Below are 26,540 nucleotides of genomic sequence, written 5' to 3' on the forward strand. Positions count from 1 at the left end.
CGCGTCCCAGGCCCCCCCGGCCTCTTCCGCCTCCCCCACCGCCCCCTCGTCCACCCCCCCCACCGGGGGGGGGGTGGGGGGGGGGGGGCCCCGGGGGGGGGGGGGGGGCCCCGGGGCCCCCCCCGCGGCCGTCGGCTGCCCGGCGGTCTCCGGGCAGGGAGAGCCACGGGATGAGCCGAACGACCCTCTCGACGCACGCCCGGCGATGATCACGTCCCGCCGGTGGCCGCATGCGGCACCCCACCGCGACGATCGCCGAACGGCGCGCGGAACGGCTTGCGCCGGCGCCCGTACCGCCGCTGCATGGACGACTTGAGGTCACCCAGCACCAATGCGCTAACCCCAGCCAGAGCAACCCCGCCGCAGTGACCGGCCTACCGCCAGACGAAGCCCAGCGGCTCCAACAACGCCAGCGACTTCGGCGGGACGAACCGGCCGAGCGGAGACTCGGCAGACGGCCTCCCAGCTCGTTCCGACCGGATCCATGACGGCGCGGCCTGCCCCCGCCTCCCCAGCCGTGTCCACCCACGGCAATGCCGTCAGCGGGAAGGTCATGGCCGATCCGGCCCGCCAGCAGGCCGAACGGCAGTAGCACAGGCGGCACGTAGTACGACGACATCGTCGGATCCCTCCTTGATCACCACTGTGGCCACGGCCTCGTTCCGCGACCTGGTCCGAGTGTCAGCGCCCCGGGCCGCCCACCGAAAGACGCTTCTCGAATCTGTGGATAACTCGGTTATCCACAGTTCCCCAACGCGTCTCCCGGCCGCGCTCCTCACCTGGCTAGGGTCGGCGGCATGAACAGCGCACTCCCCTCAGCCGATCTCGGTGTGATCGGCGGCTCCGGCTTCTACTCGTTCCTCGACGACGTGAAGGAGGTCCGCGTCGACACTCCGTTCGGGCCGCCCAGCGATCCGATAGCGGTCGGCGAGCTGCACGGACGCCGCGTGGCGTTCGTGCCCCGGCACGGCCGCGACCACCGCTTCCCGCCGCACCGCATCCCCTACCGGGCCAACCTGTGGGCGTTGCGGTCCCTCGGCGTGCGGCAGGTGCTGGCGCCCAGCGCCGTCGGGTCGCTAGTGGCCGAGCACGGCCCGGGGACGCTGACCGTCCCGGACCAGCTCGTGGACCGGACGTCGGGACGGCCGCAGACGTTCTACGAGGAGGGCGCGGCGATCCACGTGCCGTTCTCCGACCCGTACTGCCCCGTCGGGCGGCGAACGGCGCTCACGGCCGCCCAGGCCCAGGACTGGGAGCCGGTCGACGGCGGAACGCTCGTCGTGATCGAGGGCCCCCGGTTCTCCACGCGCGCCGAGTCGCGGTGGTTCGCCGACCAGGGATGGACGCTGGTCGGCATGACCGGGCACCCCGAAGCCGTCCTGGCGCGCGAGCTGGCGCTCTGCTACACGCCGTTGTGCCTGGTCACCGATCTGGACGCGGGGATCGAGGAGGGCGAGGGCGTCACCATGCAGGAGGTCCTGGCGGTGTTCGCCGGCAACGTCGACCGGCTGCGCGGCGTGGTCGCCGAGGTGATCCGGACGCTGCCCGCCGACCGTTCCTGCCCGTGCCCGACCGTCCTGGACGGGCTTGAGCCGCCGCTCACGCTGCCATGATCCGGCGGCGTGGGCGGCGGTGGGCGGCGGTCCTCCTGGCGGCGCTCGGGACGTGCCTCGCGCTGGTGGCGTTGCGGCCGGTCGCCGCGGCCGGCGTGCCGTTGACCGTCGCCGCCCGCGACCTGCCCGGCGGGGCGACCGTGGCCGCCTCCGACGTCCGCACGGTCCGGGTGCCCTCCGGCAGCGTCCCGGCAGGCACGGTCGCCGCCCCGGTCACCCGTACGCTCGCCGGGCCGATGCGACGCGGGGAGGCGTTCACCGACGTCCGCCTCCTCGGCCCCGACCTGCTGGACGGCTACGGCCCCGGAACGGTCGCCGCCCCCGTCCGGATCGCCGACGCCGAGGCCGCCCGGCTGCTCCGCCCCGGTGACCGCGTCCACGTCCTGGACGCCCCGAAACCGGACGCCGTATCCGAGGCGCGCCCGCCCGTGCCCACCAGGCTCGTGGCGTCCTCGGCACCAGTGATCATGGTTCCGCGGGCCGCCGACCACGCCTCCGGCCAGGGCGCGCTGGTGGTCCTGGCCGTGGACCGGACCCAGGCCGCGGCGCTGGCGGGAGCGAGCGGCGCCCTCTCGATAGCCCTGGCCGGACGTTGATAATCTCTCCTGTCACAGATTGATCACTTAAAGTAACAGGAGGAGTCATGACCGGATTCAAGAAGTTCCTGTTCCGGGGGAACCTGATCGAGCTGGCGGTCGCGGTCGTCATCGGCGCGGCGTTCACCAACGTGGTCAACGCCCTGGTGCGGGGGTTCATCGGCCCGCTGATCGCGCTGGTCGGCGGTGAACCCAACTACGACAACCTCAAGTTCACGATCGCCGGGACCGAATTCCCCTACGGGGTCTTCCTCACCGCCGCGATCTCGTTCCTGATCACCGCGGCCGTCGTCTACTGGCTGGTGGTGCTGCCCGCCACCAAGCTCGTCGAGCGGATGAGCCGCGCGGAGGAGGCCGTCGAGCACCCCTGCCCCCACTGCCTGAGCGACATCCCGAAGCTGGCCACCCGCTGCCGCTACTGCACCGCCGAAGTGGAACCGGTCGCCTAGGAGCTGTTCCGATGCGGGCCCCAGCCACACATGCGGGCGCGCCGCCTGACCTGCGGGCCCGCGCCTCCGGCTCCGGGCCCGCAGGTCGGACCGCAAAGCCACGCCGCGCTCGCCGAGGCATGGTCACGGCGCGAGCCACCAGGCGAGCGCCGTGGGCCACCAGGCGAGCGCCGTGGGCCACCAGGCGAGCGCCGTGGGCCACCAGGCGAGCGCCGTAGGCCGGGACCTTGGAACACGGCCCGGAACACCCCGGCCGAGAAGTCCGGCCCCTCGGCCCGGTCAGTCGCTCTCGGTCCCGAACTCCCAGTGCCAGGGCTCGAACGGGTTGCTGTAAGCCCACGCCGGATGCAGCCAGCCGTACTTCTTGGCGTTGCCCTCCATCCACCGGAACTGCATCGATCCCGCGTTCTGCACCCCACCGCACAGGTCCACGGCCTGCCCCTTGCCGTGGTTGCTGGTCCCCGGGACCGCCGCGAACCCAGGCCGCTGCGCGTACACCCGATGCTGGTCGGCCAGGCTCCGGTAAGAGTCGGTCACACAGATGTCCCTGCCGAACCGGCGCTTGTAAGCGGCGTTCAGCTTGTAGAACCCCAACGCCGCGTCGGCCCGGAGCTGATGCCCCTTCTGCGGCAGCGGACACAGGTACTTGGCCGGGATCAGCCCGTTGGGGAACCGCTTGGCGTTCCCCACCAGGTCCTTGTCGCAGGCCATCTCCAGCCGCTTCTCCCGGCTGGCCTCCATCTTGTCGAGCATCTGCGTCAGCTGCTTGGTGAGGCCCTCGGACTTGGCCTTCAGGGCGTCGATCTGCTCCTGCACCCGCGTCTGGTCGACGGCGTTGCGCGACTGGAGCTCCTGCGCGGTCGACACCAGCCCCTGCCGCCGCCGCTGAAGGTCATCGGCCCGCTTGACCAGCGACTCCTGTGCCGCCGCGATATGCGTCACATCCGCCGTGGCCCGCAGCGCGTCCGTGGACTCCCCGCCCCCGAAGATCGCCATGACCCCCGCCGCCCCCGGCGCCTGGTAGGTCGTGTTGGCCAGCCGCGCCAGCGGCTCCCGCATCCGGTTCAGCTCGGCCTCGGCGACCGCGAGATCCTTCAACGTGGTCCGCAGCTTGTCCTGCGACCGCTTGAGCTCCTTCTGACGCCCCTGCATCTGACGGGTCGCCTTCTCCAGGTCGGCCCGCGCCTTGGACGCCTGACGGCGCAGCGCGTCCAGCGGGTCGTCCGCCGCCGCCCCTGGGGCCACTCCAATGGTCGCCATCACCAGGAAGACCGCGGTCAGCACGGCCGACCGGGGGGTTGGCACGGTGGTTTTCCTCCTGATGCCCAGCAATACCGACAGCGGCAGGAACGCTACTACACGTTCACCGATGCCTCAGGCGTGACCCACGTCACCGCACGCGGTAACCATGCCGTTCACACCACATCCGCAGGAACGGAACGTCCTTCCACGTCGGCGGGCACTCCCGCCGCCGCTGCGACCGCTCCCTCTCGGGAGCCCGCCGCCGCTCCGTCGGCGTGACCTTCACCGTCGGCCTCGGCGTCGGTGTCGGCGAAGGCACCATCTCCGCAGGCTCAGGCCCGTCCTTCGGCGGCACGTACTCCCCGAACGTGGTGGGACCGCCCTCAGGCTTCTGCGGCACCGCCGCCGGAGCACTCCGCCCCCGGGAGGGCTCATCCGAACCCCCGACGACGAGGCCGCCGACGACGAACGACACGGCGACACCCCCGGCCACCAGAAGAACACGCCGCCGAGGACCGCGTCCCTGTCCCTCACGATGCCGCCCACTCACAGCCCCGAAGCGTACCGACTCCAGCCCGAACCCCCCACCCAAACCAGACACTTCGGATAAGAAGGAGCGCTCACACCCCCCGTTCCCCTACCCTGGTCCCAGAGTCCGCTAGGCTCTACGGTCGAGTCCCAGCCTCCGTAGCTCAGGGGATAGAGCACCGCTCTCCTAAAGCGGGTGTCGCAGGTTCGAATCCTGCCGGGGGCACCAGATTGACCACACCGAAAGCCCCTGACCAGCGCGAACGCGGGTCGGGGGCTTTCTGGTGTGTACAGCCGGAGGCTCCTGGACTCGGCCTGTGCGACCGGCCGTCCTCTCAGGGACGTGGTCGGCCCTCCCCCGCGCCCGGTCGATCCGACGTCAGGAACGCCTTGTGGATGTCGTCGCGGATCTCCCAGCGGATGCGCAGGCGTTAGAACCAGTGCGACAAGCCGCTCGTCCGATCGACAGTGTGGCGGCGCGCGCGCTCAGATCGGAGCCGCGCCGGGGTGGTGGGGAGGTTGATGCCCTTGGCCCGCGCCGAGCAGCGGTGTTCGTCATGGTCATAGCCACGATCGGCCAGCAGGCGCGCCGGTCCGCGGCGGGGACGTCCCACTCGTCTCCGGACGGGCGGAAGCTTGTCCAGCAGCGGGATCAACCGGGTGACGCCGTTGCGGTTGCGGCCGGAATGATGCGTGCGCCCTGGCAGTAGGGGCTCGGCCGCCCCCCACGGGCTGTCGGACACGATCCATGGAGGTTGCTCGCCCTCGCGCACGCTCCTACAGCGCTCCAGATGTCACTGCATGTCGCGTTGTATGCGTGTTTTGCTGCGACTTCCAGGTGCCATTGAGTGGCCTCGCCGGCCAACAGGAACCAAAAATGGGAGAGATATGTGCAAATATGCCCAAGCAATCCTTTAAACAGTGGGCAACTCAAGAACAAAAGAGCACAAAGATGGCGCAATTTACTCATAGCTGGACTCGCTACACAACAGGTCAGTTGACAATGGGTTCTGTGATCTAAGTCACTCGAATCCCTTGTACTCCTTCGCGGCAACCCGCACGTCTCCCCTTACCGACCACCACCGTTGATGTAGCACCCCGCGCGCTGCCGTCACGCCTTGTGACAAGTGCATAAAGCCATATGGGCTTATACCGCCGGTCGAGGAGGCCGTTTATGTCCAGCAAGCGCATCACTCTCGTCGCTGCCGCCGGTGTGGTGGTTTGTGGGGTGGGGGCGGTGTCGTTCGCGGCGGTGTCGGAGGCGGCCGGGGTGAACGGCAAGGTGTACGCCTACGGCTCGCATGCCCGGCAGAAGCTGGACGTGTTCTGGAAGACCCCTCGGAAGGGGACCCAGCCGGGGCTGGTCATCGTGCACGGGGGGTATTGGGACGGCGGTAGCCGCGTTGATTGGCGTTCTACGGCCAAGTGGTATGCCGGGCAGGGGTTCGCGGTGTTCTCCATCGACCATCGGCTGGTCACCGATGCGCCCTGGCCCGCGCAGCGCAATGACGCGGTGGCGGCGATGAACTGGATCCGCAAGCACGCGCGGGCGTTCAAGCTGGACGCCGGGCGGGTCGCGGTGCTGGGGTCGCAGGCCGGTGGGCAGATCGCCGCCCAGTTGGGCACCTACGGCACCGGGGGTTCGCGGGTGCGGGGGGTGGTGGCGTTGTCGCCGATCAACTCGCCCAGGCTGGCCTATGACGGCGCCCAGACCACCGCGGCGTCCTGGACGCGGCGCAAGGTGCGCGACCAGACGGTGTTGCTGGCCAACTGCACGCCCACTTACCGGGACGCCACCTGTGGCAACCGGTATACCGATGCCGATCCCACCGCCCATGCCGGAGCCGGGGATGCGCCGATGTGGCTGGTGCACTCCAGGGGAGATGTGATCCCCTCGACGCACAGCGCCCCACTGCGCGCTGCGCTGGTCAAGGCCGGGCAGAGGGACGTCAAGCTGACCACCGTCAGCGGCAACGCCAGTGGTGGCGGGATCTTGACCAGTGCCGCGCGCATCAACATCCTCAACTGGCTGCGCGCTCACACCAAGCCCCAGGCCGGTGGCAGCTCCACCACGGGGGTGGAGGCTCCGTCGGCGCTGCGGTCGGTGAAGCCGCGTGCCACCTCGCTCGACAACGGTGCCGGTGCGGCGGGCTCGCGAGTGCGGGCTCGGTCGGCCAAGGAGGTCCAGCAGCGGTCGGACCTGGCCTATGGCACGCATGCGCGGCAGAAGCTGGATGCCTTCTGGCGTCCTTCGGCCGCGCCGCGTCCGGCGGTGATCGCGGTGCATGGCGGCTGGTGGTACGAGGGTGACAAGTACGGCATGGCCGACCGGGCGCGGTGGCTGGCCGACCACGGGTATGCGGTGTTCGCCATCAACTACCGGCTCAACACCCAGGCCCCCTGGAGCGCCCAGCGCTCAGATGTGCAGGCCGCTGTTGCCTGGGTGAAGTCCCGTGCCGCCCTGTACAACGTCGACCCGCGCCGGGTGGTGCTGCTGGGTTCTTCGGCGGGTGGTCATCTGGTCAGCAGCGTTGGTGTGCACGGGACCGGTACCGGTGCGGTCAAGGCGGTGGCGGCGGTCTCGCCGGTCGCCAATCCCTATCAGGCTTATCTGGACGGCCAGGCTCCCGGTGCCGGTGACAATCGCCACAAGCTGCGTGACACCGCGGTGCTGCTGACCCGCTGCACCCCTATCAAGAGCGACAAGTCCTGCTGGAACCGGTGGGTGGACGCGGTCGCCTTCAACCACGCCAGCGCGGGGGACGCCCCCATGCTGATGATCCACTCGGCGGGTGACTTCGTGCCCGCCTCGCACAGCGCCGGGCTGTGCGGCAGGTTGACCCCGCACCACGTGCCCTGCACCACCCGCACCGTCGAGGGCAACTCCCACGGGCTGAGCGTGCTGAACACCCCCGGCACCGCCGACCTGCTCCTGAACTGGCTCAAGACCCGCGCCTGAGCCGGGAGACAGAAAAATGATCAATGTGCGCCTCCTCGCGGCGGCGGGCCTGGCGATCGCCGTCGGGATCGGCGGTGCCTCCCCGGTCACCGTGGCGATGACGCTGCGCGCGGCGCGCAAGCCCGCCGCGAAAAGGGCCGTCTTCACCGTCACGGTGGCGGCGCGCGGGACCGCTGCCGTGCGTGAGCGGTTCACCGTGTCGATCAAGGTTCCGGCCCCGTCGGGCCGTCCGTCCGGCAAGCCCTCCCGGTCACAGCCCGCCCCGAACCCCCAGGCGCCGCCCGCGCCGAGCATCAACGGCCGGCAGACCCCGCCGCCCTCCGTGTCTCCGCCGTCCGCGCCTCCGTCCGCCGCCCCGCTTCCGCAGATCGCCTCAGCCCCCACGCCGATCGCCGGGGGCCCGGCCCCCGCAGCGCGGCTCGTGCTCCGTTCGGCCGACACGCGATCCGGTGATCCCGCGGCGGTCGCCGCCCAGAGCATGTGGCTGACCGTCCTGCTGGTGGCCGCCGGAGTCGCGTTGATGCGAACCGTCCGCCTTTCGCGCCGTCCCCGGACAGCGGCCGCCACCGCGCGTCGGCACCGCTCCAGCGGTGTCCCGGCGCGGAGGAGGTCCCTCTCCGGCTTTTCCCGGCGTGAGCGGACGCGTTTCAGCCGTGCGGCGAAGGACGGCGGCAAGCGCCCCTAGAACGCAGGGTGGGCGCTTCGTCGGGGTGCCCTGAGCACCGGTGTTCGCCATGTGAAAAGGGTGTCTTGCAGAGGGTGACGGGGGCGGAGGAGCCTGGGTGACCGGTGGGGTTTCCTCAGCGCCACCGTCGCCTGTGCGTCGTTTCGAGGGCGGCGCACAGACCCGTCAGCCGGTGCCGTGCCCCCGGGGGCGTCTCCTCCCTGGCCCCCGGGGGCACGGCCTGCTCAGGCGGTCAGGTCCCGGTTCCGGGTCTCGGGCAGGGCCAGGATGCACAGCAGGGACAGGATCGCCATCGAGGCCATGAACCAGCCGATCGAGGACGAGCCGTACCGCTCCCCCAGCTGGGCGACGATCAGGGGCGCCGCGCCGCCGCCGAGGACGCCGCCCAGGTTGTAGGCCAGGCCCGCGCCGGAGTAGCGGACGTCGGTGGCGAACAGTTCGGGGAGGAACGCCGCCATCGGCCCGTACACCACCCCCATGCACAGCAGCGCGCCGCTCAGGGCGACGGTCACCAGCAGCAGGTTCCGGGTGTCCAGCAGCGGGAACAGGGCCATGCTCCAGACGACGCCGAAGACCGAGCCCGCCAGGAGGATGCGGCGGCGGCCCTGGCGGTCGGAGAGCCGGGCGACCAGGAACGTGCTCACGCCGAGGACGGCGACCGCGACCAGGGTGAGGGCCAGCATGGTGTCGCGGGGGATGCCCAGGGTCCTGGTCGTGTAGGTCAGGCAGTACGTGGCGGCCGTGTAGAACATCACGTAGACCACGACGATGCTGCCCGCGCCGAGGAGGATCTCCCTGGGGTTGCGGCGGACGACGGTGGCCAGGGGCATGCGGGCGTCCTTCAGCCTCTCCTGGTGGGCGGCGAACGCCGGGGTCTCGGCCACCTTCAGGCGGATGCGCAGGCCGACCAGGACCAGGGCGAACGACAGCAGGAACGGGATCCGCCAGCCCCACGAGTCGAACGCGTCGGCGGGCAGCCAGGAGGACAGCGCCCAGAAGATGACGGTGGCGGCGAAGTAGCCGACCGGGGAGCCGAGTTGCGGGGCCGCCGAGTACAGGCCGCGGCGGTCGCGGGGGGCGTGCTCGGTGGCCATCAGCGCCGCGCCGCCCCACTCGCCGCCGAGGCCGATGCCCTGCAGGACGCGCAGCAGGACCAGCAGGATCGGGGCCGCGACGCCGATGGTGCCGTAGCCGGGCAGCAGGCCGATGAACGCGGTGGACAGCCCCATCAGCAGCAGGGAGACCACCAGGGTGGCCTTGCGGCCGATGCGGTCGCCGAAGTGGCCGAAGATCGCGGCGCCGAGGGGGCGGGCCAGGAAGCCGACCGCGAACGTCGACAGGGAGGCCAGGGTTCCGGCGAGCGGTGACAGGTCGGGGAAGAACGCCGCGTTGAGGACGAGGGCGGCGGCCGTTCCGTAGATGTAGTAGTCGTAGAACTCGATCGCCGTGCCGATGAACGACGAGACGGCGACCCGTCGCATGTGCCGGGGGGACGAGGGGTCGGCGGAGGCCGTGGGAGCGCTCATGTGCGGGGGGCTTCTTCTGCGGACGGGAGAGGCGGGCCTCTCGGGGGTGGGATCGGGCCCCCGCCGGTGGGCGGTCGCGGACGGCCCGGGAGGCGTCGGGGGTCGCCCTCGGTCCTCGCCGTGTCGTGGCCGTTCCGCTCCGCACTCTAATAAGGAACTGCCCTAACCACGCACACCGGTGACCGAATTAGGGGCATTCGCGGTGGAAGCCGTGCCGGGTCAGCAGTTCGGCCAGGCGCGTGCCCAGCGGGGTCAGGACGCGGCCCGTTCCGCCGCAGGTCGGGCAGGGGATCCGGCGGTCACCGGCGGGGCGGGCGGCGGTGTGGTCGCCGATGGCGCGTTCGACCGCCGTCACGATCGCCGGGGCGTCGCCCTCGGTGAACCCGGTGGCGCGGCGGGCGGCCTCGGCGACGCGGGCGAGCTCCTCGGCGCGCTCGTACCAGGCCCGCCAGTCGGGGCTGTCCACCGTTCCCCGGCCGCCGCAGACCGCGCAGACGTCCTCCAGCGCCTCCAGGAGGCCCGACCACTCGTCCCTGCCGTTCTCGCGCACGTGACCCCAACGAACCGAGTTCCGCATCCGCTGTCACGGAACTGGTACGTCGTTCGCGTCCGGCCGGTTCACGTTCCCGCGGGCGGCGCCGCGCCGGGGAGGACCCGCCGGTGGGAGGTGGCCGCCCGGAGGGGGCACGATGGAGGGTGTGATCGTGGACGCGTTCGAGACACTGGCCGACCTGGTGGGGGACGGCGGGGTCGTCGTGCTGAGCGGGGCCGGGTTGTCGACCGAGTCGGGGATCCCCGACTACCGGGGGGAGACCGGCCGGCGGCGGCGCGCGGCGCCGATGACGTACCAGACGTTCGTGGGGAGCGCGGCGGCGCGGCGGCGGTACTGGGCGCGCAGCCACGTCGGGTGGCGGAACGTCGGGCACGCCGCGCCCAACACCGGGCACGTCGCGGTCGCCGGGCTCCAGCGGGCCGGGCTGGTGTCCGGGATCATCACGCAGAACGTGGACGGGCTCCACCAGGCCGCCGGGGCGACCGGGGTCGTCGAGCTGCACGGCGCGCTCGACCGGGTCGTGTGCCTGGGGTGCGGGCGGCGGTCGGCGCGGGCCGAGCTGGAACGGCGGCTGCGCGCGGCCAACCCCGGCTGGGACGCGCGGATCCAGGCGGTCAACCCCGACGGGGACGTCGAGCTGGACGACGCGGACGTCGCCTCGTTCCGGATGGTGGACTGCGCCGTCTGCGGCGGGGTCCTCAAGCCCGACGTCGTGTTCTTCGGGGAGAACGTGCCGCCCGAGCGGGTGCGGGCCAGCTACGCCGCGGTCGACGACGCGGGCATGATGCTCGTGCTCGGCTCGTCGCTGACCGTCTGGTCGGGGTATCGGTTCGTGCGGCGGGCGGCCGAGCGCGGGATCCCCGTCGCCATCGTCAACCAGGGGGCCACGCGCGGCGACGACCTCGCCCTGGTGCGGATCGCGGCCCCGCTGGGGGCGACGCTGCGGAGGCTGGTCGCCGAGGTCGGGGGCGCCGTCGGGGCTCCGGGCCCCTGACGGCGCCGGGTCACCGGGCGGGGGTGAGGGCGGCGGCGACCCAGGGGGTGAGCTGGTCGGTGACGGCCTCGATGGCGCGGGCCGGGTCGGAGCAGGGGGCCAGGTACGCGCCGGTGCTGGAGCGGAACCACGGCGCGGTCGGCCCGTCCGCCACCAGGACGCTCTCCCCCACGCTCGGCGCCTCGGAGGCGTAGACGTGCAGCAGCGGCGGGTGCGTGCCGAAGCGACGTTCGACCCGCCATCCGCGGCGGCGCAGGGCGCGGGCCAGCCGGTTGAGGTGCCGTCGCTGGCGGCGCGGGCCGCGGTGCCGCGCCGCCGGACGCTCGTCCGGGTCCATGCGGTGCATTGTGCCGATCGGACCCGCGCGCGGGGGCGATCGCGCCCGATCCGGTCAGGCCGCCGGGACGGGCTCCTCGGCGATCTCGCCGTCGGACAGGGCGAGGACGCGGTCGGACAGGCCCAGCAGCACCGGGTCGTGGGTGGCGGTCAGGACCGTGACGCCCTCGCCGCGGACCACGGCGCGCAGCAGCGGCATGATCTGGGCGGCGGTCTCGGAGTCGAGCTGGCCGGTGGGCTCGTCGGCGAGGATCAGGCGGGGGCGGTTGGCCAGGGCGCGGGCGATGGCGACGCGCTGGCGCTGGCCGCCGGACATCTCGTAGGGGCGCTGGGCGGCGTGGTCGGCCAGGCCGACCAGGGCCAGCAGGGTGCGGACGCGTTCGTCGCGCTCGGCGGGCGCCATGCGGGCCAGGCGGAGGGGGACCTCGACGTTCTCGGCGGCCGACAGGACCGGGATCAGGCCGTGGGACTGGAACACGTAGGAGATGATCTCGCGGCGCACCCTCAGCAGGCCGTCCTCGTCCAGCGCGGTGATCTCGTGCCCGGCGACGTGGACGCTGCCGGAGTCGGGGGGCTCCAGGCCGCCGAGGACGTTCAGCAGCGTGGTCTTGCCGGAGCCGGAGCGGCCCTTGAGCGTCACCAGCTCCCCGGCGGGGACGTCGAACGTCACCCCGCGCAGCGCCCGCACCTCGATGTCGCCGCTGCGGTAGGTCTTGGTCAGGTCCGCGACGCGGACGATCGGCTCGCTCACTGGTCCTCCCTGGCGTCGGGCCAGACGCCCACGTGGTCCTCGTCCAGGGTGAGGCGGACGCGGTCGCGCAGGTCGAGCGCCTCGGTGAAGTCGCGCGGCAGCTGGACGCGGCCCGCCCGGTCCAGGAGGGCGTACTGGGTGGCGACGCGGACGCCGTCGCGGTCCTCGCGACGGATCTCCGAGGAGGTGCGGCCGTCGCGGATGGCGACGGTGCGGTCCACCTGCGCGGCGACGTTGGGGTCGTGGGTGACGATCACGGTGGTGGTGCCGAGCTCGCGGTTGACGCCGCGCAGCGCCTCGAACACCTCGGCGGCGGTGGCGGTGTCGAGCTCGCCGGTGGGTTCGTCGGCCAGCATGACCTGGGGTTCGTTGGCGACCGCGACGGCGATGGCGACGCGCTGCTGCTGGCCGCCCGACAGCTCGGTGGGGCGGCGGCCGGCGAGGTCGGCGACGCCCAGCAGGTCCAGCAGCTCGCGGGCGCGTTCGCGGCGGTCCCGGCGGCGGGTGAAGCGCATCGGCAGCTCGACGTTCTGCGCGGCGTCCAGGTAGGGCAGCAGGTTGCGGGTGGTCTGCTGCCACACGAACCCGACCTGCTCGCGCCGGAACCGCAGCCGCTGCCCGGCCTTCATCCCCAGCAGGTCGGCGCCGGCGACGCGGGCGACCCCGGCGGTGGGCACGTCCAGCCCGGACAGGATGTTCAGCAGGGTGGACTTGCCCGACCCCGACGCCCCCACGATCGCGATGAGCTCGCCCTCGTCCACCAGCAGGTCCAGGCCCTGCAACGCGACGACCTCGACGCCCTCGGTCCGGTAGATCCGCATCAGGTTGTCGCAGACGATGTGCGCGCCCTCGCCGTAGACGGGCCCGGCGCGGGTGGCGCGGCGTTCCAGTTCGGCCAGGTCGGGGCCGTCGTCACGGATGTCGGTCACGGTCACTCCCCCGTTCTCAGCACGGTGCCCAGCCGGTGGCGGGCGTCGAAGGCGGCGTCGACGGCGGCGGCCAGCGCGGCGGCCGCCAGCAGCGCCCCGCCGAGCACGGCCGTCGCGAGCGGGTCCGGGGCGGAGGCGGGGACGGCGAGCCCTCCGGTGTAGGGCCGCAGGTCCGCCAGCGGGCCGACGATCGCGGGCAGCGCCAGGCCGAGGGCCCAGCCGCCCGCCGCCGAGCACAGCAGCACCGGTGCGATCTCCAGCACGGCCAGCGCCCGCCGCTGCCGCCGGCCGAGCCCGAGGGCCTGGAGGTGCGCGACGGCGCGGGAGCGGGCGCGCGCCCCGACGGCGAGCAGCAGCACGACGGTCAGCATGCCGTAGGCGGCGGCGGTCAGCACGCTGTGGCGGAACGCCGCCGACACCGTCCTCATCAGCGGCCCGTCGGTCGTCTTGCGCAGCGTGTCGGCGCGGGTCCGCAGGTACTCGCCGTCGCGCAGGGTCTCGGGGGTCACGGCGGCCGCGGCGGCGCGCAGCGCGGCGGCGTCGATGCGGTCGCCGCTCAGGAACACCTGGGACGGGACGGCCTGCGCCCCGCCCAGCAGCCGCATCGGGACGATGACCGCGGGGGTGCCGGGCGGCAGGCCGGGGAACTCGGTGAACCGGCCCGCGGCGGTCGCCCCGATCCGGGGTTCGTTCCCGCACTCCAGGAAGATCTGCCCGGTGGAGCCGACCGCCGCGACCTCCCTGGACAGCAGCGCCCCGTCGGGCCGGCCGGGCGCGGGCGGCACCGACGCGGCCGTGCGGCCCGCGACGCGCCGGTAGGCGTCCAGGTCCACGGCGACCACGGTGACCAGCAGGCCGTCGGCGCCGCCGCCGCTCAGCGTGCAGCCGGCGGTGGCGCGCGCCCCGACCGCCCCGGTCACCCCGGGGACGCGGCGGAGCCGGTCGACGGCGTCCGCCTCCAGCCGCGCGGAGAACACCCGCGCGTCCGCTCCGACCTCGTGCAGGGCGACGCGTTCCTGGCCGCGGTGCAGCGTGTTCCGGACGGCGGTGGAGAACCCGGCCACGGTGACGGCCAGCAGCAGCACCGTCAGCGGCAGCACCGCGACCGCGTGCCCGCGGGAGACGCGCGCCAGGCCGACGAACGCGACCGTTCCGCGGCCGCGCCGCGCCAGCCGGGTCAGCGCGCGCAGCGGGAACGGGGAGGCCCGCAGCACCAGCAGCGCCACGGCCACCCCCAGCAGCGCCGGGACCGCCACCACGAACGGGTCCCAGCCGCCCGGCGCCGCCTGCCCGGCCGGTCCCCGGCGCCGCGCCAGCACGACGGCGATCACGGCGAGCGCGACGGCCAGGGCCTCGGCCACCAGCCGCCGCCGCGACGGGCGGGCGGTCGCGAGGTCGGGGCGGCCCGGCGGGCGCGGCGGACCGGCGTGCTCGCGCACGGCCAGGACGGCGGGCACCACCGCCAGCGCCGCCAGCCCGGCGGCGGCCGCCACCGACACCGGCTGCGGCGGCCCGGCGCCCAGCCACCGCCCGGCCAGATGGCCGAGCGCGGCGGCGGGCGCCGCCGCGAGCACGACCGGCCCGCACGCGGTGCGCGCCAGCTGGGGCAGGCTCGCGCCGCGCGCCCGCATCAGCGCCAGCGCGGGCCGCAGCCGCTCGGTGAACAGCCCGGCGGTCAGCAGCAGCGCCCCCGCCATGACCGCGATCAGGCCGCTGAACGCCAGCCCGAGCAGCACCTCGGCGGTGCGCGCGCGTGCGGTGTACCCGCCCAGCAGGTCGCCGAGGCCGCTGTCGAGCCGCCATGCGCCGCCGACCCCGGCGGCGGGGAGCCGGCCGCCGAGGGCCTGGAGGTCGGCCGGGACGCGGGCGGCGCGCTCGGCGGTGACGCGGTCGGCCGCGACCGGGTAGCGCCACGTGTAGGTGAAGGCGCGCGTCCCGTCCGCGGCCAGGCGCGCGAGCGCGGCCTCGTCGAACAGGACCTCCGCGGCCTCCCAGATCATGCCGGTCCGGTTGTCGACGCGGCGCTCGGTCCGCAGCGCCGGCCGGTGGGCCCGCCAGAACGGGTCGGCGGGGTCCGCCGCCTCGTACAGGCCGCTGATCCGCGCATGGATCCGCGGTTCCTCCCCCGCGACCAGGGCGAAGCGGCTGCCCACGGTGTAGCCGAGCCGGTCGGCGACGGTCTTGGACAGGCCGAGGGCGACCGTGCCGTCGTCCCCGGTGGCGGGGGCGGTCCCGGCGACGTAGCGGACGCGCGCCTCGACCTCCGGGGACCAGGTCGGGAGGAGCCTCGCGGAGTGCGGGGCCTTCGGGTCGGGCCTCGACTCGGCGAGGGCGACGACGGTCTCGGGCCGGTCGACGACGGCGCGGACGGCGGGCGGCATGAGGGTCCGCCAGACCCGGGTGCGCTGGTCGAGCGCGGCCCGGTCCAGGGCGAGGGCGCTCCTCTCGGAGGCGGGCACCCGCGCCGACAGCCGGAGGTCGGAGCCGCCGCCCGGTCCAGGTTCGCGGCCGTCGCGGCCGGAAGGACCACCGTCAGGAGCGCGGTGACCAGCGTCAGCGCCGCCAGCGCCAGCAGCGGGGCCGTCTGGGCGCGCAGCAGGCGGAGCCCCTGCCCGCCGGAGAGGGGTCCCATGGTCACCGGTCCTCTCCCGCGCGCAGGTCGCCGCCGAGCCCCCGGCGGCGCAGTGTCCGCAGCAGCACCGCCAGCACCAGCGCGAGGACCGCCGCGATCCCGGCGGCCATGCCCAGCACCGGGGGCCACGGCACGGCCGGCTCGGCGGCCGGGAACGCGGGCACCGCCTGCGCCGCCCGCACCGACTGCACGGTCTCGCCGACCACCAGCCACGCCACCAGCAGGCCGAGGCCGAGCCCGCCCAGCAGGCCCAGCGCGACCAGGAACGCCTGCTCGATCGCCAGCATCCCGGCGACCTTCCCGGGCGGCACGCCGAGCGCCCGCAGCACCGTGAACTCGCGGGACCGCTCGTGGGCGGCGACGACGCCGTTGACGACGAACGCGATCACCGCGAACGCCAGCGCCGCGCCGAACCCGAGCACCAGCGCGCCCTGGAGCGCCGCGCCGAGCGGGGCGTCCAGCAGGGCGCGGCGCAGCGCGGGCCGGTCGCCCGCCACGGTCCCGAGGCCCGGTGCGGCCCGCACCGCCCGCACCGCCGGTCCGGTGCGGGCGCCGTCGGCCGCGGCCCACCACTCGCGGGGCTGGAGGCTCTCGGCGGGCGTGCCGTGGAACGCCAGGTGCCGGTCGGCGAGGGTCGGCAGGTCGAACAGCACGGCGGGCCGGTCGGGCGGCAGCGTCGGCAGCGCCCGCGCGATCCCGACCACCTCGGCGCGCACGTCGCCGTCGGGGGCGCGCAGCACCAGGGCGCCGCCGACGCCGACCCGCGCGCGGGACGCCAGATCGTCGGTGATCACGGCGGGGACGGCGGGGCGGCGGTCGGGGGCGGCCGTGTGGTCGGGCGGGTCCGGGGCGCTCAGCAGCCCATGGACCGCGGTGCGGAGCAGGCCCCGCCCCTCGGTGCGCGGCGCGGGTCCGATCCGCATCGTCAGCAGCGGGCGGGCGCCGGTCCCGGCCGTGCCGCCGCCGACCGTGCGGTTGTCCTCCAGGTCCTCGGTGGTGACGAACGTGTCGACGCGGGCCCAGGAGGGGGCGGTCGCCTCGCCGGCGTCGCCGCGCGCCCTCTCCAGGGAGAGTTCGAGGCCGTCGGGCGGGGGGTTGCCGTCGTAGGGGAACGTCATGCCGCGCACTCCCAGCGGGTAGGTGATCCGCCCCTGGGGTCCGGCGAGCGCGGCGGTGTCGATCTCGACGGCGCGGGTGCGCCCGTCGGCGGTGAGCTCGGGCAGGTCGACGCGGTAGACCGCGCCGTTGCCGTCGGTGAGCGACACCGAGGTCAGGTACCTCCTGCCCGCCGACCCGCCCGCCGACCCGCTCCCGGTCGCCGTCAGCCGCAGGTCCAGCGTCAGCGTGCGGGGCGTTCCGGGGACGGTGGCGGCCGGGAGCGCCGGGCGCCGCGCCGCGAGGTCCCGCAGCGCCAGCTCGCGGCGCAGGTCGGGGCGGGCGCGCAGCAGCGGCTGGAGCCGCGCGGCGTCGGCCGCGACCATCGTCGTGGGCACCTGGCCGTAGGTCGCGTCCTGCCGCCGCACCCCGGCCGCGCCCGTGACGCCGGGCAGCGCCGCGTACCGGCCGCCCTGCCCCATCGGCGCGACCGTCCGCGTGTCGTCGGCCGACAGCAGCCGCAGGTCCGTGCCGCTCTGGAAGTCGGCCTGCTCGACCTGCGCGACCCGCCAGGTCGCCATCGTCGTCACCGACAGCACGCCGACCGCCGTCGCCATGACCAGCAGCAGCGCCGGGCCCGCGTACCGCAGCGGGCGGCGGCTGACCTGCCGGACGCTGAGCGAGGCGGCCAGACCCCGGCGGCGGCGCGTGAGGTGTTCGGCGGCGCGGGTGGCGGGCGGCAGCAGCCGCAGCAGCAGCATCCCGCCGGCCAGCAGCGCCAGCGCCGGGCCGGACACGATGAACGGGTCGACGCCCGCCGTCCCTCCGGCGCCGTAGCGGGTGAGCTGCCAGACGCCCAGCGCCGCGACCAGCAGCAGCGCCAGGTCCGCGCCGCCCCGCCGCAGCGCCGGGCCCCGCGTCCCGCCGAGCCCGGCCTGCGTCTCGGCGAACGTGCGCATCGCGCCGCGCAGCGTCGGCACGGTCAGCAGCAGCGCGCACGCGAGCGCCGCGGCGGCCGACACGCCCCACAGCGGCGCGAGCGCCCCGGCGTCCAGGGTCAGCCCGGCCGCCCGCACGGCCGGGGCCCGTCCCGCCAGCCGCAGCAGCGGCGCGGCCAGCAGCGGGCTGAGCACCGCGCCCGGCAGCACGATCACCAGCCACTCGGCCAGGGTCAGCCCGGCGAGCTGGCCCAGCGACGCGCCGCGCATGCGCAGCAGCGCCACCTCGGCGCGGCGCTGGTCGGCCAGCAGCCGCGCCACCAGCGCCAGCGCGTACCCGGCGAGCAGCACGAGCTGGATGACCGGCATCAGCATCGTGGAGCGGGTCGTGGTGACCGCCGTCTCCAGCTGGTGGAGAAGCGCGGGCAGCTCGGTCGCGGTGGTGAACGTCGTCCCCGTCTCCCGGCCGAGCCGCTGGAACACCGGGCCGGAACCGTCCAGCCGGGCGCGCAGCGCGGTCAGCCCGGCGGTGTCCACCCTCCCCAGTCCGGGCAGGACGGTCCAGCGGACCTCGACGCCGCCGCCCATCAGCCGGGACGCGAACGTCTCGGGCCGCACCACCAGCGGCCCGTAGGTGGTGTAGTCGAGGCGGGTGACGCCCTTGGCGACCAGCGGGTCCCCCTGCCAGAGGGGGTCGTCGGCGCGCAGCGGCGCGAACAGGCCCACGATCCGGACCCGCACCACCGCGTCCTCGTCGACGCGGCCGCGCATCGTCAGCGTCCGGCCGACCTCGACGCGCATCGCCCGCGCGGCCGGGGCCGGGAGCACCGCCTGGACCTCCCCGGCCGGGGCCGCGTCGGGCCAGCGGCCCGCGACGAGCCGGACATGCCGTTCCAGGGAGGTGTAGGCGGCGAACACCGCCAGCTCGGGACGCTCGCGCTCCTCCTGGCCGGGCAGGGTGTAGGAGTCGCTGTAGGCGCTGGACTCCAGGTTCAGGGGGAGGTCGCCGTAGATCTGGCGGAGCCCTCCGACCAGCCGTTCCCGCGCGGCGTCGTACTGCCCGGCGGGGACGCGGGCGGCGATCCGGGTCCCGGCCGCCTCGAACGGGGCGGCGCCGAGGGTGCGCCGGACGCCCTCGCGGGTGACGGAGCCGGTGTAACCCGCCATGGCGGCCAGGACGGTGATCGCGAACAGCACGGTCGCGGAGGCCGCGACGACGACGGCGGGCGCCCCGGTCATCCGTCTGGCCACCAGCCCGGGATGCCACATGGGGACAAATCCTGGATGAGCGTGATCCGCGGAACGAGATCCTTTAAGGATTCGTTACCGCTCCGGTCAACCCAGGGCGGCCAGGTGTTCGGCCGTGGACAGGGCCGCGCCGCGGGCGGTCTCGGTGGCGAACGCGGCCTCGTCCAGCGCCCCGCGGACGCGGGCGGCGGCGCGGTCGATGTCCTCGCGTTCGGCGGGGCCGGGCGGGATGCCCGCCTCGGTGCGGACGCGTTCGGCCGCGCCGAGCAGGCGGGCGGCGTGCGCGTGGTCCCCGGCCAGGCTCACCGCGCCCGCCAGGCCCTCCAGCGCGAACGCCTCGTCGCGCGGGGCCGCCAGCTTGATCGCCACCGCCAGGGCGTCGCGCTGGTACGCCAGCGCCGTGGCCGCGTCGCCGCGCAGCTCGGCGATGTGCCCGAGGCCGACCAGGATCAGCCCCAGGAACAGCGGCGGCGGCTCGTCGCCGTCCAGGGGCGGCAGCAGCTTCAGCATCGTGCGGAAGCGGTCCTCGGCCCGGGCCAGCTCGCCCCGGCGGCGCTCCACCAGGCCGAGGCCGAGTTCGGCGAACGTCATCGCGGCCAGGTTGCCCTGGTCGGCGGCGGTGCGGTGGGCGCGTTCGAGCAGCTCGGCGGCCCCGTCGTAGTCGGCGCGCAGCAGCGCGACCCAGCCGAGCCAGGCCAGCCGGATCGTGACCTGCGGCCACAGCCGCAGCTCCCCGGCCAGCCGCAGCCCCTCCTCGCCGAGGCGCTGGGCGCGGTCGTAGTCGCCGGTCAGCTCGGCGTGCCCGGCCAGCCACTCGGACGCGTGGAGGCGGCCCCAGCGGTCGCCGAGCCGGGTGAACAGGCGCAGCGCGCGGTCGGCGTCGCGTTCCAGCGCGGCGGCGTTGCCACGGGCGTGGCCGTGCTTGGCGCGCAGGGTGAGGGCGGCGGCGGTCCCCCACTCGTCGCCCGCCTCCTCCAGCGTCGCCAGCACCGGGGCGAGACCGGCGACGCCGTCGTCCACGTCGTCGAGCTCCGAGCCCGCGTCCAGCAGGAACCAGCGGGCGCGGGCGCGCGCCACCGGATCCTCGACGGCGTCCAGGGCCGCCAGCGCGGCGGCGCGGCGGGCGGGCCAGTCGTCGCGGTCGCCCTGCAGGACGGTCAGCGCGGTGCGGTGGACGAGGGCGAGGGCGCGTCCGGACGGCGGCCCGGCGTCCAGGTCCAGCGCGGCGGTCAGCGAGCGGCGGGCCTCCGACCAGCGTCCCCGCAGGAACCAGTACCAGGTCAGGGCGTTGGCCAGGCGCAGCGCGGCGTCGGCGTCGCGGTCGGCGACGGCGCCGTCGAGGGCGGCGCGCAGGTTCGCCGCCTCGGTGTCCAGCTTGTCCAGCCACCGGGCCTGGTCGTGTCCGCGCAGGTGGGGCGTGGCGCGTTCGGCGAGGGCGAGGAAGTGGGCGCGGTGCCGGGCGCGGACGGTCGCGTGCTCGCCCGCCTCGTGCAGCCGGTCGGCGCAGTAGGCGGCGACCGACTCCAGGAGCCGGTAGCGCGGCTCGTCGCCGGGGCGTTCGGCCATGACGACCAGGGAGCGGTCGACCAGCCGGACCAGGATGTCGAACACGTCCTCGTCCAGGTCGGCGCAGACCGCCTCGGCGGCGTCGGGGTCGCAGCCGTCGGAGTGCGCCGACAGGCGGCGCAGCACGGCGCGCTCGGGCTCGGCCAGCAGGTCCCAGCTCCAGTCGATCATCGCCATGAGGGTCTGCTGGCGGGGCGGCGCGCCCCGGTGGCCGGTCGCCAGCAGGCGGAACCGGTCGTCCAGCCGCTCCACCAGGCCGCGCACGCCGAGCGCGCGGACGCGGGTGGCGGCCAGTTCCAGGGCGAGCGGGATGCCGTCCAGGCGGCGGCACAGCGTCGCCACGTCGGGCGCAGTGGTCGCGTCCAGCCGGAACGCGCGGGAGGCGGCCCGGGCGCGGGCGGTGAACAGGCGGACGGCGGCGGCGTCGGCGAGCGCCCCGGGATCGGCGTCGCGGGAGGGGACCTCCAGCGGTGGGACGTTCCAGACGGTCTCGCCGGGCAGGTTGAGGGGTTCGCGGCTGGTCGCCAGCACGCACAGGCGGCGCGCGCCGGACCGGATCCGCGCGACGATGTCGGCGACCGCGTCGATGACGTGCTCGCAGTTGTCGACCAGCAGCAGCGCGCGGCGGTCGCGCAGCGCGGCGGCCAGGTGCGCCAGCGGGTCGCCGGGCTCGGCCTCGCGCACGTCGAGCGCCGCCATGATCCCGTCGATCAGCTCGGGCCCGGCGGCGCGGTCGAACGCCGTCAGGTCCACCTGCCAGATCCCGTCGGGGAACCGGTCGGCCAGGCCCTCGGCGACCGCGAGCGACAGCCGGGTCTTGCCGACGCCGCCGGGCCCGGTGAGGGTGACCAGGCCCCCTTCGGCGAGCAGGCCCCGGATCTCGGCGACGGCGTCGTCACGGCCGATCAGCTCGGTGGCCGGGACGGGGAGGGCGCCGCGCGGGCCGGTCTCGACGCGTTCCGGCGCGGACCGCCGGGGCTCGCTGCGGGTGAGGATCGACTGGCGGAGCGCGGCCAGCTCGGGACTGGGGTCGAGACCCAGCTCCTCGGCCAGCAGGGCGCGGAACTCCTCGTAGCTGTCCAGCGCCTCGCCCTGGCGGCCGGACCGGTACAGGGCGCGCATGTGGGCGGCGCGCATGCGCTCGCGCAGCGGGCCGTCCGCCAGGACGTCCGCCAGCTCCGCCGGGAGCCCGTCGTGGCCGCCCAGTTCGAGGCGGGCCTCGGCGTACTCCTCCCAGACGGTGAGCCGCAGCTCGGTCAGGCGCGCGACGGCGGGCCGCGCGAACTCCTCGTCGGCGAAGTCGGCCAGCGCCGGGCCGTGCCACAGCTCCAGGGCGCGCCGCAGGCCGTCGGCGCGTTCGGCGACGGCCGCCGCGCGCCGCGCCGCCGCGACCGTCTCCTCGAACTCGCGGACGTCGAGCCGGGCCCCGTCGACGTTCAGCCGGTACCCGGCGGGCAGGGACTCGACCAGGGCGCGCGCGCCGGGCTCGGCGTTCTCCAGGACGCGCCGCAGCTGGGAGACGCGGACCTGCAACGACGACGCCGCGTTGGCCGGGGCCGTCTCCCCCCACAGGTCGTCGATCAGCCGGTCGGCGGAGACGGGGCGGCCGTCGTTGACCAGCAGGTCGGCCAGCAGCGCGCGCACCTTCAGACCGGGCACGGTCACCGGCACGCCGCCATCGGTCCGGACCGCGAGCGGGCCGAGCACCCCGAAACGCATGGGCGGCAGCCTATCCCCCACCAAACGCCCAGATCACCAACTTCCGGGAAGGGCTCGGGACGCCACGGTAAGAAACCGGTAAGCGCTCCCCGGCACAGTGGGGTCATCGCCACGAAGGCGGCGAGGAACAGGGACGACGGAGGGGGTGGACACGGTGACGGAGCGCGTCAGGGTCGCGGTCATCATCGGCAGCACCCGGGAGGGCCGGTTCGGGCCCCGGGTGGCCGAGTGGTTCGCCGCCCACGCCCGGCGGCGGCCGGAACTGGACATCGATCTGGTGGACCTCGCCGAGACCGGGCTGCCCGAGGCCCTGACCGACCCCTACGCCGACACCGGCGCCCCGCCGCCCGGGCCGGTCGGGGCTCTGGCGCCCCGGCTCGCCGCCGCCGACGCGTTCGTGGTGGTCACCCCCGAGTACAACCGCTCGATCCCGGCCCCGCTGAAGACCGCGATCGACTGGTTCTACCGGGAGTGGCAGGCCAAGCCGGTCGCGGTCGTGGCCTACGGGCGCGACTCGGGCGGGGCCCTCGCGGCGGCGCACCTGCGGCAGGTGTTCGCCGAGGTGCACGCGGTGACCGTGCCCGACGCGGTGCTGCTGCCCCGGTACTGGGAGCTGTTCGCGCCCGACGGCTCGTGGCCCAAGCCGACCGCCGACCGCGAGGCGGCCCTGAAGACCACACTGGACCAGCTGATCTGGTGGGCGCACGCCCTGCGGGAAGCCCGCACCGCCCGCCCCTACACCGGCTGACCATCGACAACCGCTCACGGAGGATCCCATGCGCAAGATCATCAACTCGACGTACCTGTCCCTCGACGGCGTGATCGGCCGTCCGCAGGTCTGGACCACGCCGTACTTCGACGAGGAGGCCGCCGGGTACGCCCAGGAGACGCTGTTCGCCTGCGACGCGATGATCGCGGGCCGGGCGACCTACGAGGCGTTCGCCGGGGTGTGGCCGTCGATGGAGGAGCAGACCGGCGAGTTCGGGGTGCGGATGAACGCCCTGCCGAAGTACCTGGTGTCCACCACCGTCGACAAGGCCGAGTGGGGCGAGACCGAGATCATCTCCGCGAACGTCCCCGAGCGCGTCGCCGAGATCAAGAAGGGCGAGGGCGGCGACATCCTCCAGTACGGCTTCGGCCGGCTGTCGCGCACCCTGGTCGAGCACGGGCTGCTGGACGAGCTGCGGCTGTGGATCCACCCGGTGTTCGCGGGCACCGGCCCGGCCGAGGACATGATCGGGACGGCGGACTTCAAGGCGGACTTCACGCTGGCCGACGTCAAGCCGTTCAAGTCGGGCGTCATCATCGCGACCTACGTCCCGTCGGAGAAGTGAACGGTGCGGGCCCGCCCGAGGGGACGGGCCCGCACCCCGGCCCCACCCGGGCGACCTCGACGCACTCTCCCCTCTCATGGGAGTAGCTGCTCTTACGCCAGACGGGGGAGGCGTCCCCGCGCCCTTCCCCTACGCTGATCATGCGGGTGGATCCCTTTCGCGAGAAGCGGGTCGGCTCGTGCGGTGGCGGTCGTTCCCGGTTGTCTGTGGTGGGCTCGGGGGGCCGCCGCCGTGTGCTTCGTCCGGGTCGAGCCCGGGGCGGGCCCCGCGACGGACGCCGCGGGGCCCGCCGGTCAGAGGGTCAGGTCCGTCGCCGTGGCATCCGCGCTCCTCTCCTCGTCGGGCCGAGTGGGGCCAGCGCCAGCACCGCCTGGGCCGTCATCGCAGTTCGCCACGCACCCGAAGGTCGCTGAGCGGTTCGTTCGTGCTGGAATCCCTCCTGGTCACGGTCTCTCTCCTTCCTCCACGCCGCCGAGGGGGGCCGGGGCGTCGCCCAGCGCGCGGCGCAGGCTGTGCGGGGCGCGGCGGCGGTGCTCGGCCACGGTCTTGCGGCCGGTGCCCAGCCGTCGCCCGATCTGCCCGCAGGTGGGTCCGGGCTCCTCGGAGATCCACAGCAGGATCACCGCCCGCTGTCGCCGGGGCAGCCGTTCCACCGCGTCCATCACGCGAGCCGCCAGCTCGCGCCGGTGCTCCTCCTCGTCACCGGGGGAACGCGGCGGCGCGTCCTCCCCGTCCGGTTCCGCGCTCAGCGCCTCCAGCGCCGTGTTGTGGGCGACCTTGCGGACATAGCCCCACGGGCTGCTGCGGATCTCCCGCCGGTGCTCCCAGACCCGCGTCCACGCCTGCTGCGCCACGTCCTCGGGGCTGACGCCCGAACCGGCCGGCAGCCTGCGCAGGAACCACAGGACCTTGTCCCGGTACAGGCGGTACAGATCGTCGAACGGCGGCGGCTCGGGCCGGGGCCTCGTGCCGCCCGCCGGGGTCACCTCGCGCGCCTTCCGTCTCGACGGCCGGACGGGCGTTGACCGGCCGTTCCCTCCTCCGGACACTCCACCGACGGGGTGGCTATGGCTGTCACCGGCGTCACCGGCTTCTCCTTGTTCGTGATGAGACGCGTCGGGTCCCGCGGACCCTGGTCCTGGCATCGCCCCCGCGCGGCGGAAGGTCCCTGGGGCCTCGGTCCCCCGCGGGGGTGCGCCTCGCCCGTTTCCGTCGCCGTTGATTAGACGCGGACGGCCTACAAATGCCCGTGGTTCGCCCGGTGCGTCCCGTCTACGGTGGGGTCGGGCGGCACGTCACGGGACGGAGGTGCTCATGTCGGTGGAGCGCGAGTGGCTGCGGGACTACATGTTCCTGGCGTTGCGGGTGGATCGCCTGCTGGGCGGGGGCGTGCTCGACTACCGGGGCCCGGCCGGGTGGAAGGAGCGGGTCGCCGCCGAGGAGCCGGTGCCCGCCGCGCGGCTGGCCGGCGAGGCCGACCGGTTGCTGGCGGTCGTTCCGACGAACGGTGACGGGATGCTGGACCCCGAGCGCGCCGACGCCCTGACCGGCCAGCTTCGGGCGATCCGGGCCGTGGCGCGGCGCGCGGGCGGGGAGGACCTGCCGGTGGCCGAGTACGTGCGCGCGTGCCTCGGGATCGAGGTGCGGCGGCTGCCGGAGGAGGTGTTCGAGGAGGCGCACGAGGCGCTGGACGCGGCGCTGCCGAGGGGCGGGGGGCCGGTGGCCGACCGCCTGCACGCCTGGCGGCGCGCGCACCGCCTGCCCGACGACGGCCGGGACCGCCTTCCCGGGCTGGTGGAACGGGCGGCGCGGGAGACGCGGGACCGCACCCGCGCGTTCGTCGGGCTGCCCGCCGACGACACCGTGGACTGCCAGGTGGTCCCGCGGGCGCACTTCCTGGCGGCGGGGGCCTACCTCGGCGACCGGCGCGGCACGATCTTCGTCAACGGCGGGCTGCCGTTCAACCTGGCGGACCTGCTGACGGTGGTCGCGCACGAGGGGTACCCCGGTCACATCGCCGAGGCGCTGCTCAAGGAGATCCACCTGGTGGAGGGGCGCGGGTGGGAGGAGCAGCGCACGCGGTTCCTGCTGTCACCGCAGTTCGTGCTGAGCGAGGGCATGGGCCTGCACGCGCACGCCATGGTCTTCGCCGGGGACGAGGGGCAGCGCTGGCTGCACGCGCACGTGCTGCCGGAGTTCGGCGTCGCGCCGGACGGGAGCGACTTCGCCGCGGTCCACGACGCGCGGGACGTGCTGTGGGGCGTGTGGGGCAACGCCGTGTTCCTGTCCGACGAGGGCCGCCCGGAGGAGGAGGTCGCCGCCTACCTCATGCGGTGGGGGCTGCTGGAGGAGCACGAGGTGGCGACGGTGCTGGGGCTGCTGGCCTCGCCGTTCCTGCGCCCCTACGTGTTCGGCTACTACCACGGCAGGCTGCTGCTCCAGGACTGGCTGTCCGGTCCGGAGCGGAACGACCGCTACCGCCGCCTGCTGACCGAGCCGTTCACCCCGCGGCGGGTCCGCGCCGAGCTCGCCTCCGCCGGATCTTGACGGCGCGCAGGTCGGTGACGGCCGTCCGCAGGATCTCGTGGGGATGGCCGTGCCCCTCCAGGATCTCCATCGCCCGCAGCAGCGCGTCGTCCTCGTCGTCGTCCGGCCCGGCCGGGATCTGGACGCGGAAGCTGAACACCGACAACGTCGCGTCGGGGCTGAACGTGCCCTGCTCGGTGAACGCCGTCTCGTAGGCGTCGGCGGCGGAGCGCAGGGCGGCGCGCGACTCCTCGGGCAGCTCGCCGAACCTGCCGCGCACGGTGACGCGGAACGCGGGGACGGGCGTGGGAACGGTCATCG

General features: G+C 74.6%; 20 protein-coding genes and 1 tRNA gene. 9 read left to right on the forward strand and 12 right to left on the reverse strand.

Annotated features, from left to right (window positions below; genetic code table 11):
- Positions 1-797: 797 nt before the first annotated feature.
- The 3 genes from HNR61_RS40835 to mscL are packed head-to-tail and all read left to right on the forward strand — an operon-like array spanning position 798 to position 2,658.
- Positions 798-1,613 carry an S-methyl-5'-thioadenosine phosphorylase gene (locus tag HNR61_RS40835; protein ID WP_182848515.1) on the forward strand — a complete coding sequence of 272 codons (816 nt, stop codon included), beginning with the start codon at positions 798-800 and terminating at the stop codon, positions 1,611-1,613.
- The gene (locus tag HNR61_RS40840) at positions 1,610-2,209 is read left to right on the forward strand and encodes an SAF domain-containing protein (RefSeq protein ID WP_182848516.1); all 600 of its coding nucleotides are present in this window, start codon (positions 1,610-1,612) and stop codon (positions 2,207-2,209) included. The genes HNR61_RS40835 and HNR61_RS40840 overlap by 4 nt, the downstream gene beginning before the upstream one ends.
- Positions 2,210-2,256: 47 nt before the next feature.
- Positions 2,257-2,658 (forward strand): large conductance mechanosensitive channel protein MscL, encoded by a 402-nt coding sequence (gene mscL, locus HNR61_RS40845; RefSeq protein ID WP_182848517.1) that lies wholly within the window; start codon positions 2,257-2,259, stop codon positions 2,656-2,658.
- A gap of 279 nt (positions 2,659-2,937) precedes the next feature.
- On the opposite strand, the gene HNR61_RS40850 is transcribed toward mscL, so the two are convergent.
- Positions 2,938-3,963, reverse strand: a complete 1,026-nt coding sequence (locus HNR61_RS40850) for a D-alanyl-D-alanine carboxypeptidase family protein (protein ID WP_182848518.1) — start codon at positions 3,961-3,963, stop codon at positions 2,938-2,940.
- 618 nt (positions 3,964-4,581) lie between these two features.
- On the opposite strand from HNR61_RS40850, the gene HNR61_RS40855 reads away from it, so the two are divergent.
- Positions 4,582-4,657, forward strand: a tRNA-Arg gene (locus HNR61_RS40855).
- A 945-nt stretch (positions 4,658-5,602) separates the two neighbouring features.
- Complete coding sequence (locus HNR61_RS40860) at positions 5,603-7,387, forward strand: alpha/beta hydrolase (RefSeq protein ID WP_182848519.1); 1,785 nt, start codon at positions 5,603-5,605, stop codon at positions 7,385-7,387.
- 909 nt (positions 7,388-8,296) lie between these two features.
- Here HNR61_RS40860 and HNR61_RS40865 read toward each other — a convergent pair.
- Positions 8,297-9,598, reverse strand: a complete 1,302-nt coding sequence (locus HNR61_RS40865) for an MFS transporter (RefSeq protein ID WP_182848520.1) — start codon at positions 9,596-9,598, stop codon at positions 8,297-8,299.
- A 187-nt stretch (positions 9,599-9,785) separates the two neighbouring features.
- Positions 9,786-10,148, reverse strand: coding sequence for a hypothetical protein (locus HNR61_RS40870; RefSeq protein WP_067818810.1), 363 nt, complete (start codon positions 10,146-10,148; stop codon positions 9,786-9,788).
- 139 nt (positions 10,149-10,287) lie between these two features.
- Here HNR61_RS40870 and HNR61_RS40875 point away from each other — a divergent pair, with 139 nt between their 5' ends.
- On the forward strand, positions 10,288-11,145 hold the full coding sequence (locus HNR61_RS40875) for an NAD-dependent protein deacetylase (RefSeq protein WP_182848521.1): 858 nt from the start codon (positions 10,288-10,290) through the stop codon (positions 11,143-11,145).
- A 10-nt stretch (positions 11,146-11,155) separates the two neighbouring features.
- Here HNR61_RS40875 and HNR61_RS40880 read toward each other — a convergent pair whose 3' ends face one another.
- The 6 genes from HNR61_RS40880 to HNR61_RS40905 form a co-directional block, all read right to left on the reverse strand.
- On the reverse strand, positions 11,156-11,482 hold the full coding sequence (locus HNR61_RS40880; RefSeq protein WP_182848522.1) for a hypothetical protein: 327 nt from the start codon (positions 11,480-11,482) through the stop codon (positions 11,156-11,158).
- A 54-nt stretch (positions 11,483-11,536) separates the two neighbouring features.
- Complete coding sequence (locus HNR61_RS40885; protein ID WP_312898336.1) at positions 11,537-12,232, reverse strand: ABC transporter ATP-binding protein; 696 nt, start codon at positions 12,230-12,232, stop codon at positions 11,537-11,539.
- The gene (locus HNR61_RS40890; protein WP_312898337.1) at positions 12,229-13,161 is read right to left on the reverse strand and encodes an ABC transporter ATP-binding protein; all 933 of its coding nucleotides are present in this window, start codon (positions 13,159-13,161) and stop codon (positions 12,229-12,231) included. Before HNR61_RS40890 ends, HNR61_RS40885 begins: the two co-directional genes overlap by 4 nt.
- 2 nt (positions 13,162-13,163) lie before the next feature.
- Positions 13,164-15,620, reverse strand: coding sequence for an FtsX-like permease family protein (locus HNR61_RS40895; protein ID WP_182848523.1), 2,457 nt, complete (start codon positions 15,618-15,620; stop codon positions 13,164-13,166).
- Between the two features lie 175 nt (positions 15,621-15,795).
- On the reverse strand, positions 15,796-19,095 hold the full coding sequence (locus HNR61_RS40900; RefSeq protein WP_182848524.1) for an FtsX-like permease family protein: 3,300 nt from the start codon (positions 19,093-19,095) through the stop codon (positions 15,796-15,798).
- Between the two features lie 66 nt (positions 19,096-19,161).
- The gene (locus HNR61_RS40905; protein ID WP_182848525.1) at positions 19,162-22,359 is read right to left on the reverse strand and encodes an AfsR/SARP family transcriptional regulator; all 3,198 of its coding nucleotides are present in this window, start codon (positions 22,357-22,359) and stop codon (positions 19,162-19,164) included.
- A gap of 154 nt (positions 22,360-22,513) precedes the next feature.
- Here HNR61_RS40905 and HNR61_RS40910 point away from each other — a divergent pair, with 154 nt between their 5' ends.
- Positions 22,514-23,107: an NADPH-dependent FMN reductase gene (locus tag HNR61_RS40910; RefSeq protein WP_182848630.1), complete on the forward strand. Its 594-nt coding sequence runs from the start codon at positions 22,514-22,516 to the stop codon at positions 23,105-23,107.
- A gap of 28 nt (positions 23,108-23,135) precedes the next feature.
- A complete protein-coding gene (locus tag HNR61_RS40915) occupies positions 23,136-23,693 on the forward strand; it encodes a dihydrofolate reductase family protein (protein ID WP_182848526.1) in 558 nt (185 codons plus the stop codon).
- Here the strand turns inward: HNR61_RS40915 and HNR61_RS50600 are convergent.
- Positions 23,662-23,835: a DUF397 domain-containing protein gene (locus tag HNR61_RS50600; protein ID WP_182848527.1), complete on the reverse strand. Its 174-nt coding sequence runs from the start codon at positions 23,833-23,835 to the stop codon at positions 23,662-23,664. The two genes, HNR61_RS40915 and HNR61_RS50600, sit on opposite strands and share 32 nt — an antisense overlap.
- Before the next feature lie 301 nt (positions 23,836-24,136).
- Positions 24,137-24,679, reverse strand: coding sequence for an RNA polymerase sigma factor (locus tag HNR61_RS40925; protein ID WP_182848528.1), 543 nt, complete (start codon positions 24,677-24,679; stop codon positions 24,137-24,139).
- A gap of 328 nt (positions 24,680-25,007) precedes the next feature.
- Between HNR61_RS40925 and HNR61_RS40930 the strand changes: the two genes are divergently transcribed.
- Entirely contained in the window at positions 25,008-26,240 is a 1,233-nt protein-coding gene (locus HNR61_RS40930; protein WP_182848529.1) for a DUF885 domain-containing protein, read from the forward strand.
- Here HNR61_RS40930 and HNR61_RS40935 read toward each other — a convergent pair.
- Positions 26,194-26,538 carry a DUF6204 family protein gene (locus HNR61_RS40935; protein ID WP_182848530.1) on the reverse strand — a complete coding sequence of 115 codons (345 nt, stop codon included), beginning with the start codon at positions 26,536-26,538 and terminating at the stop codon, positions 26,194-26,196. The two genes, HNR61_RS40930 and HNR61_RS40935, sit on opposite strands and share 47 nt — an antisense overlap.
- Between the last annotated feature and the right edge of the window lie 2 nt (positions 26,539-26,540).

Source organism: Actinomadura kijaniata, assembly GCF_014138665.1.
GTDB lineage: Bacteria > Actinomycetota > Actinomycetes > Streptosporangiales > Streptosporangiaceae > Spirillospora > Spirillospora kijaniata.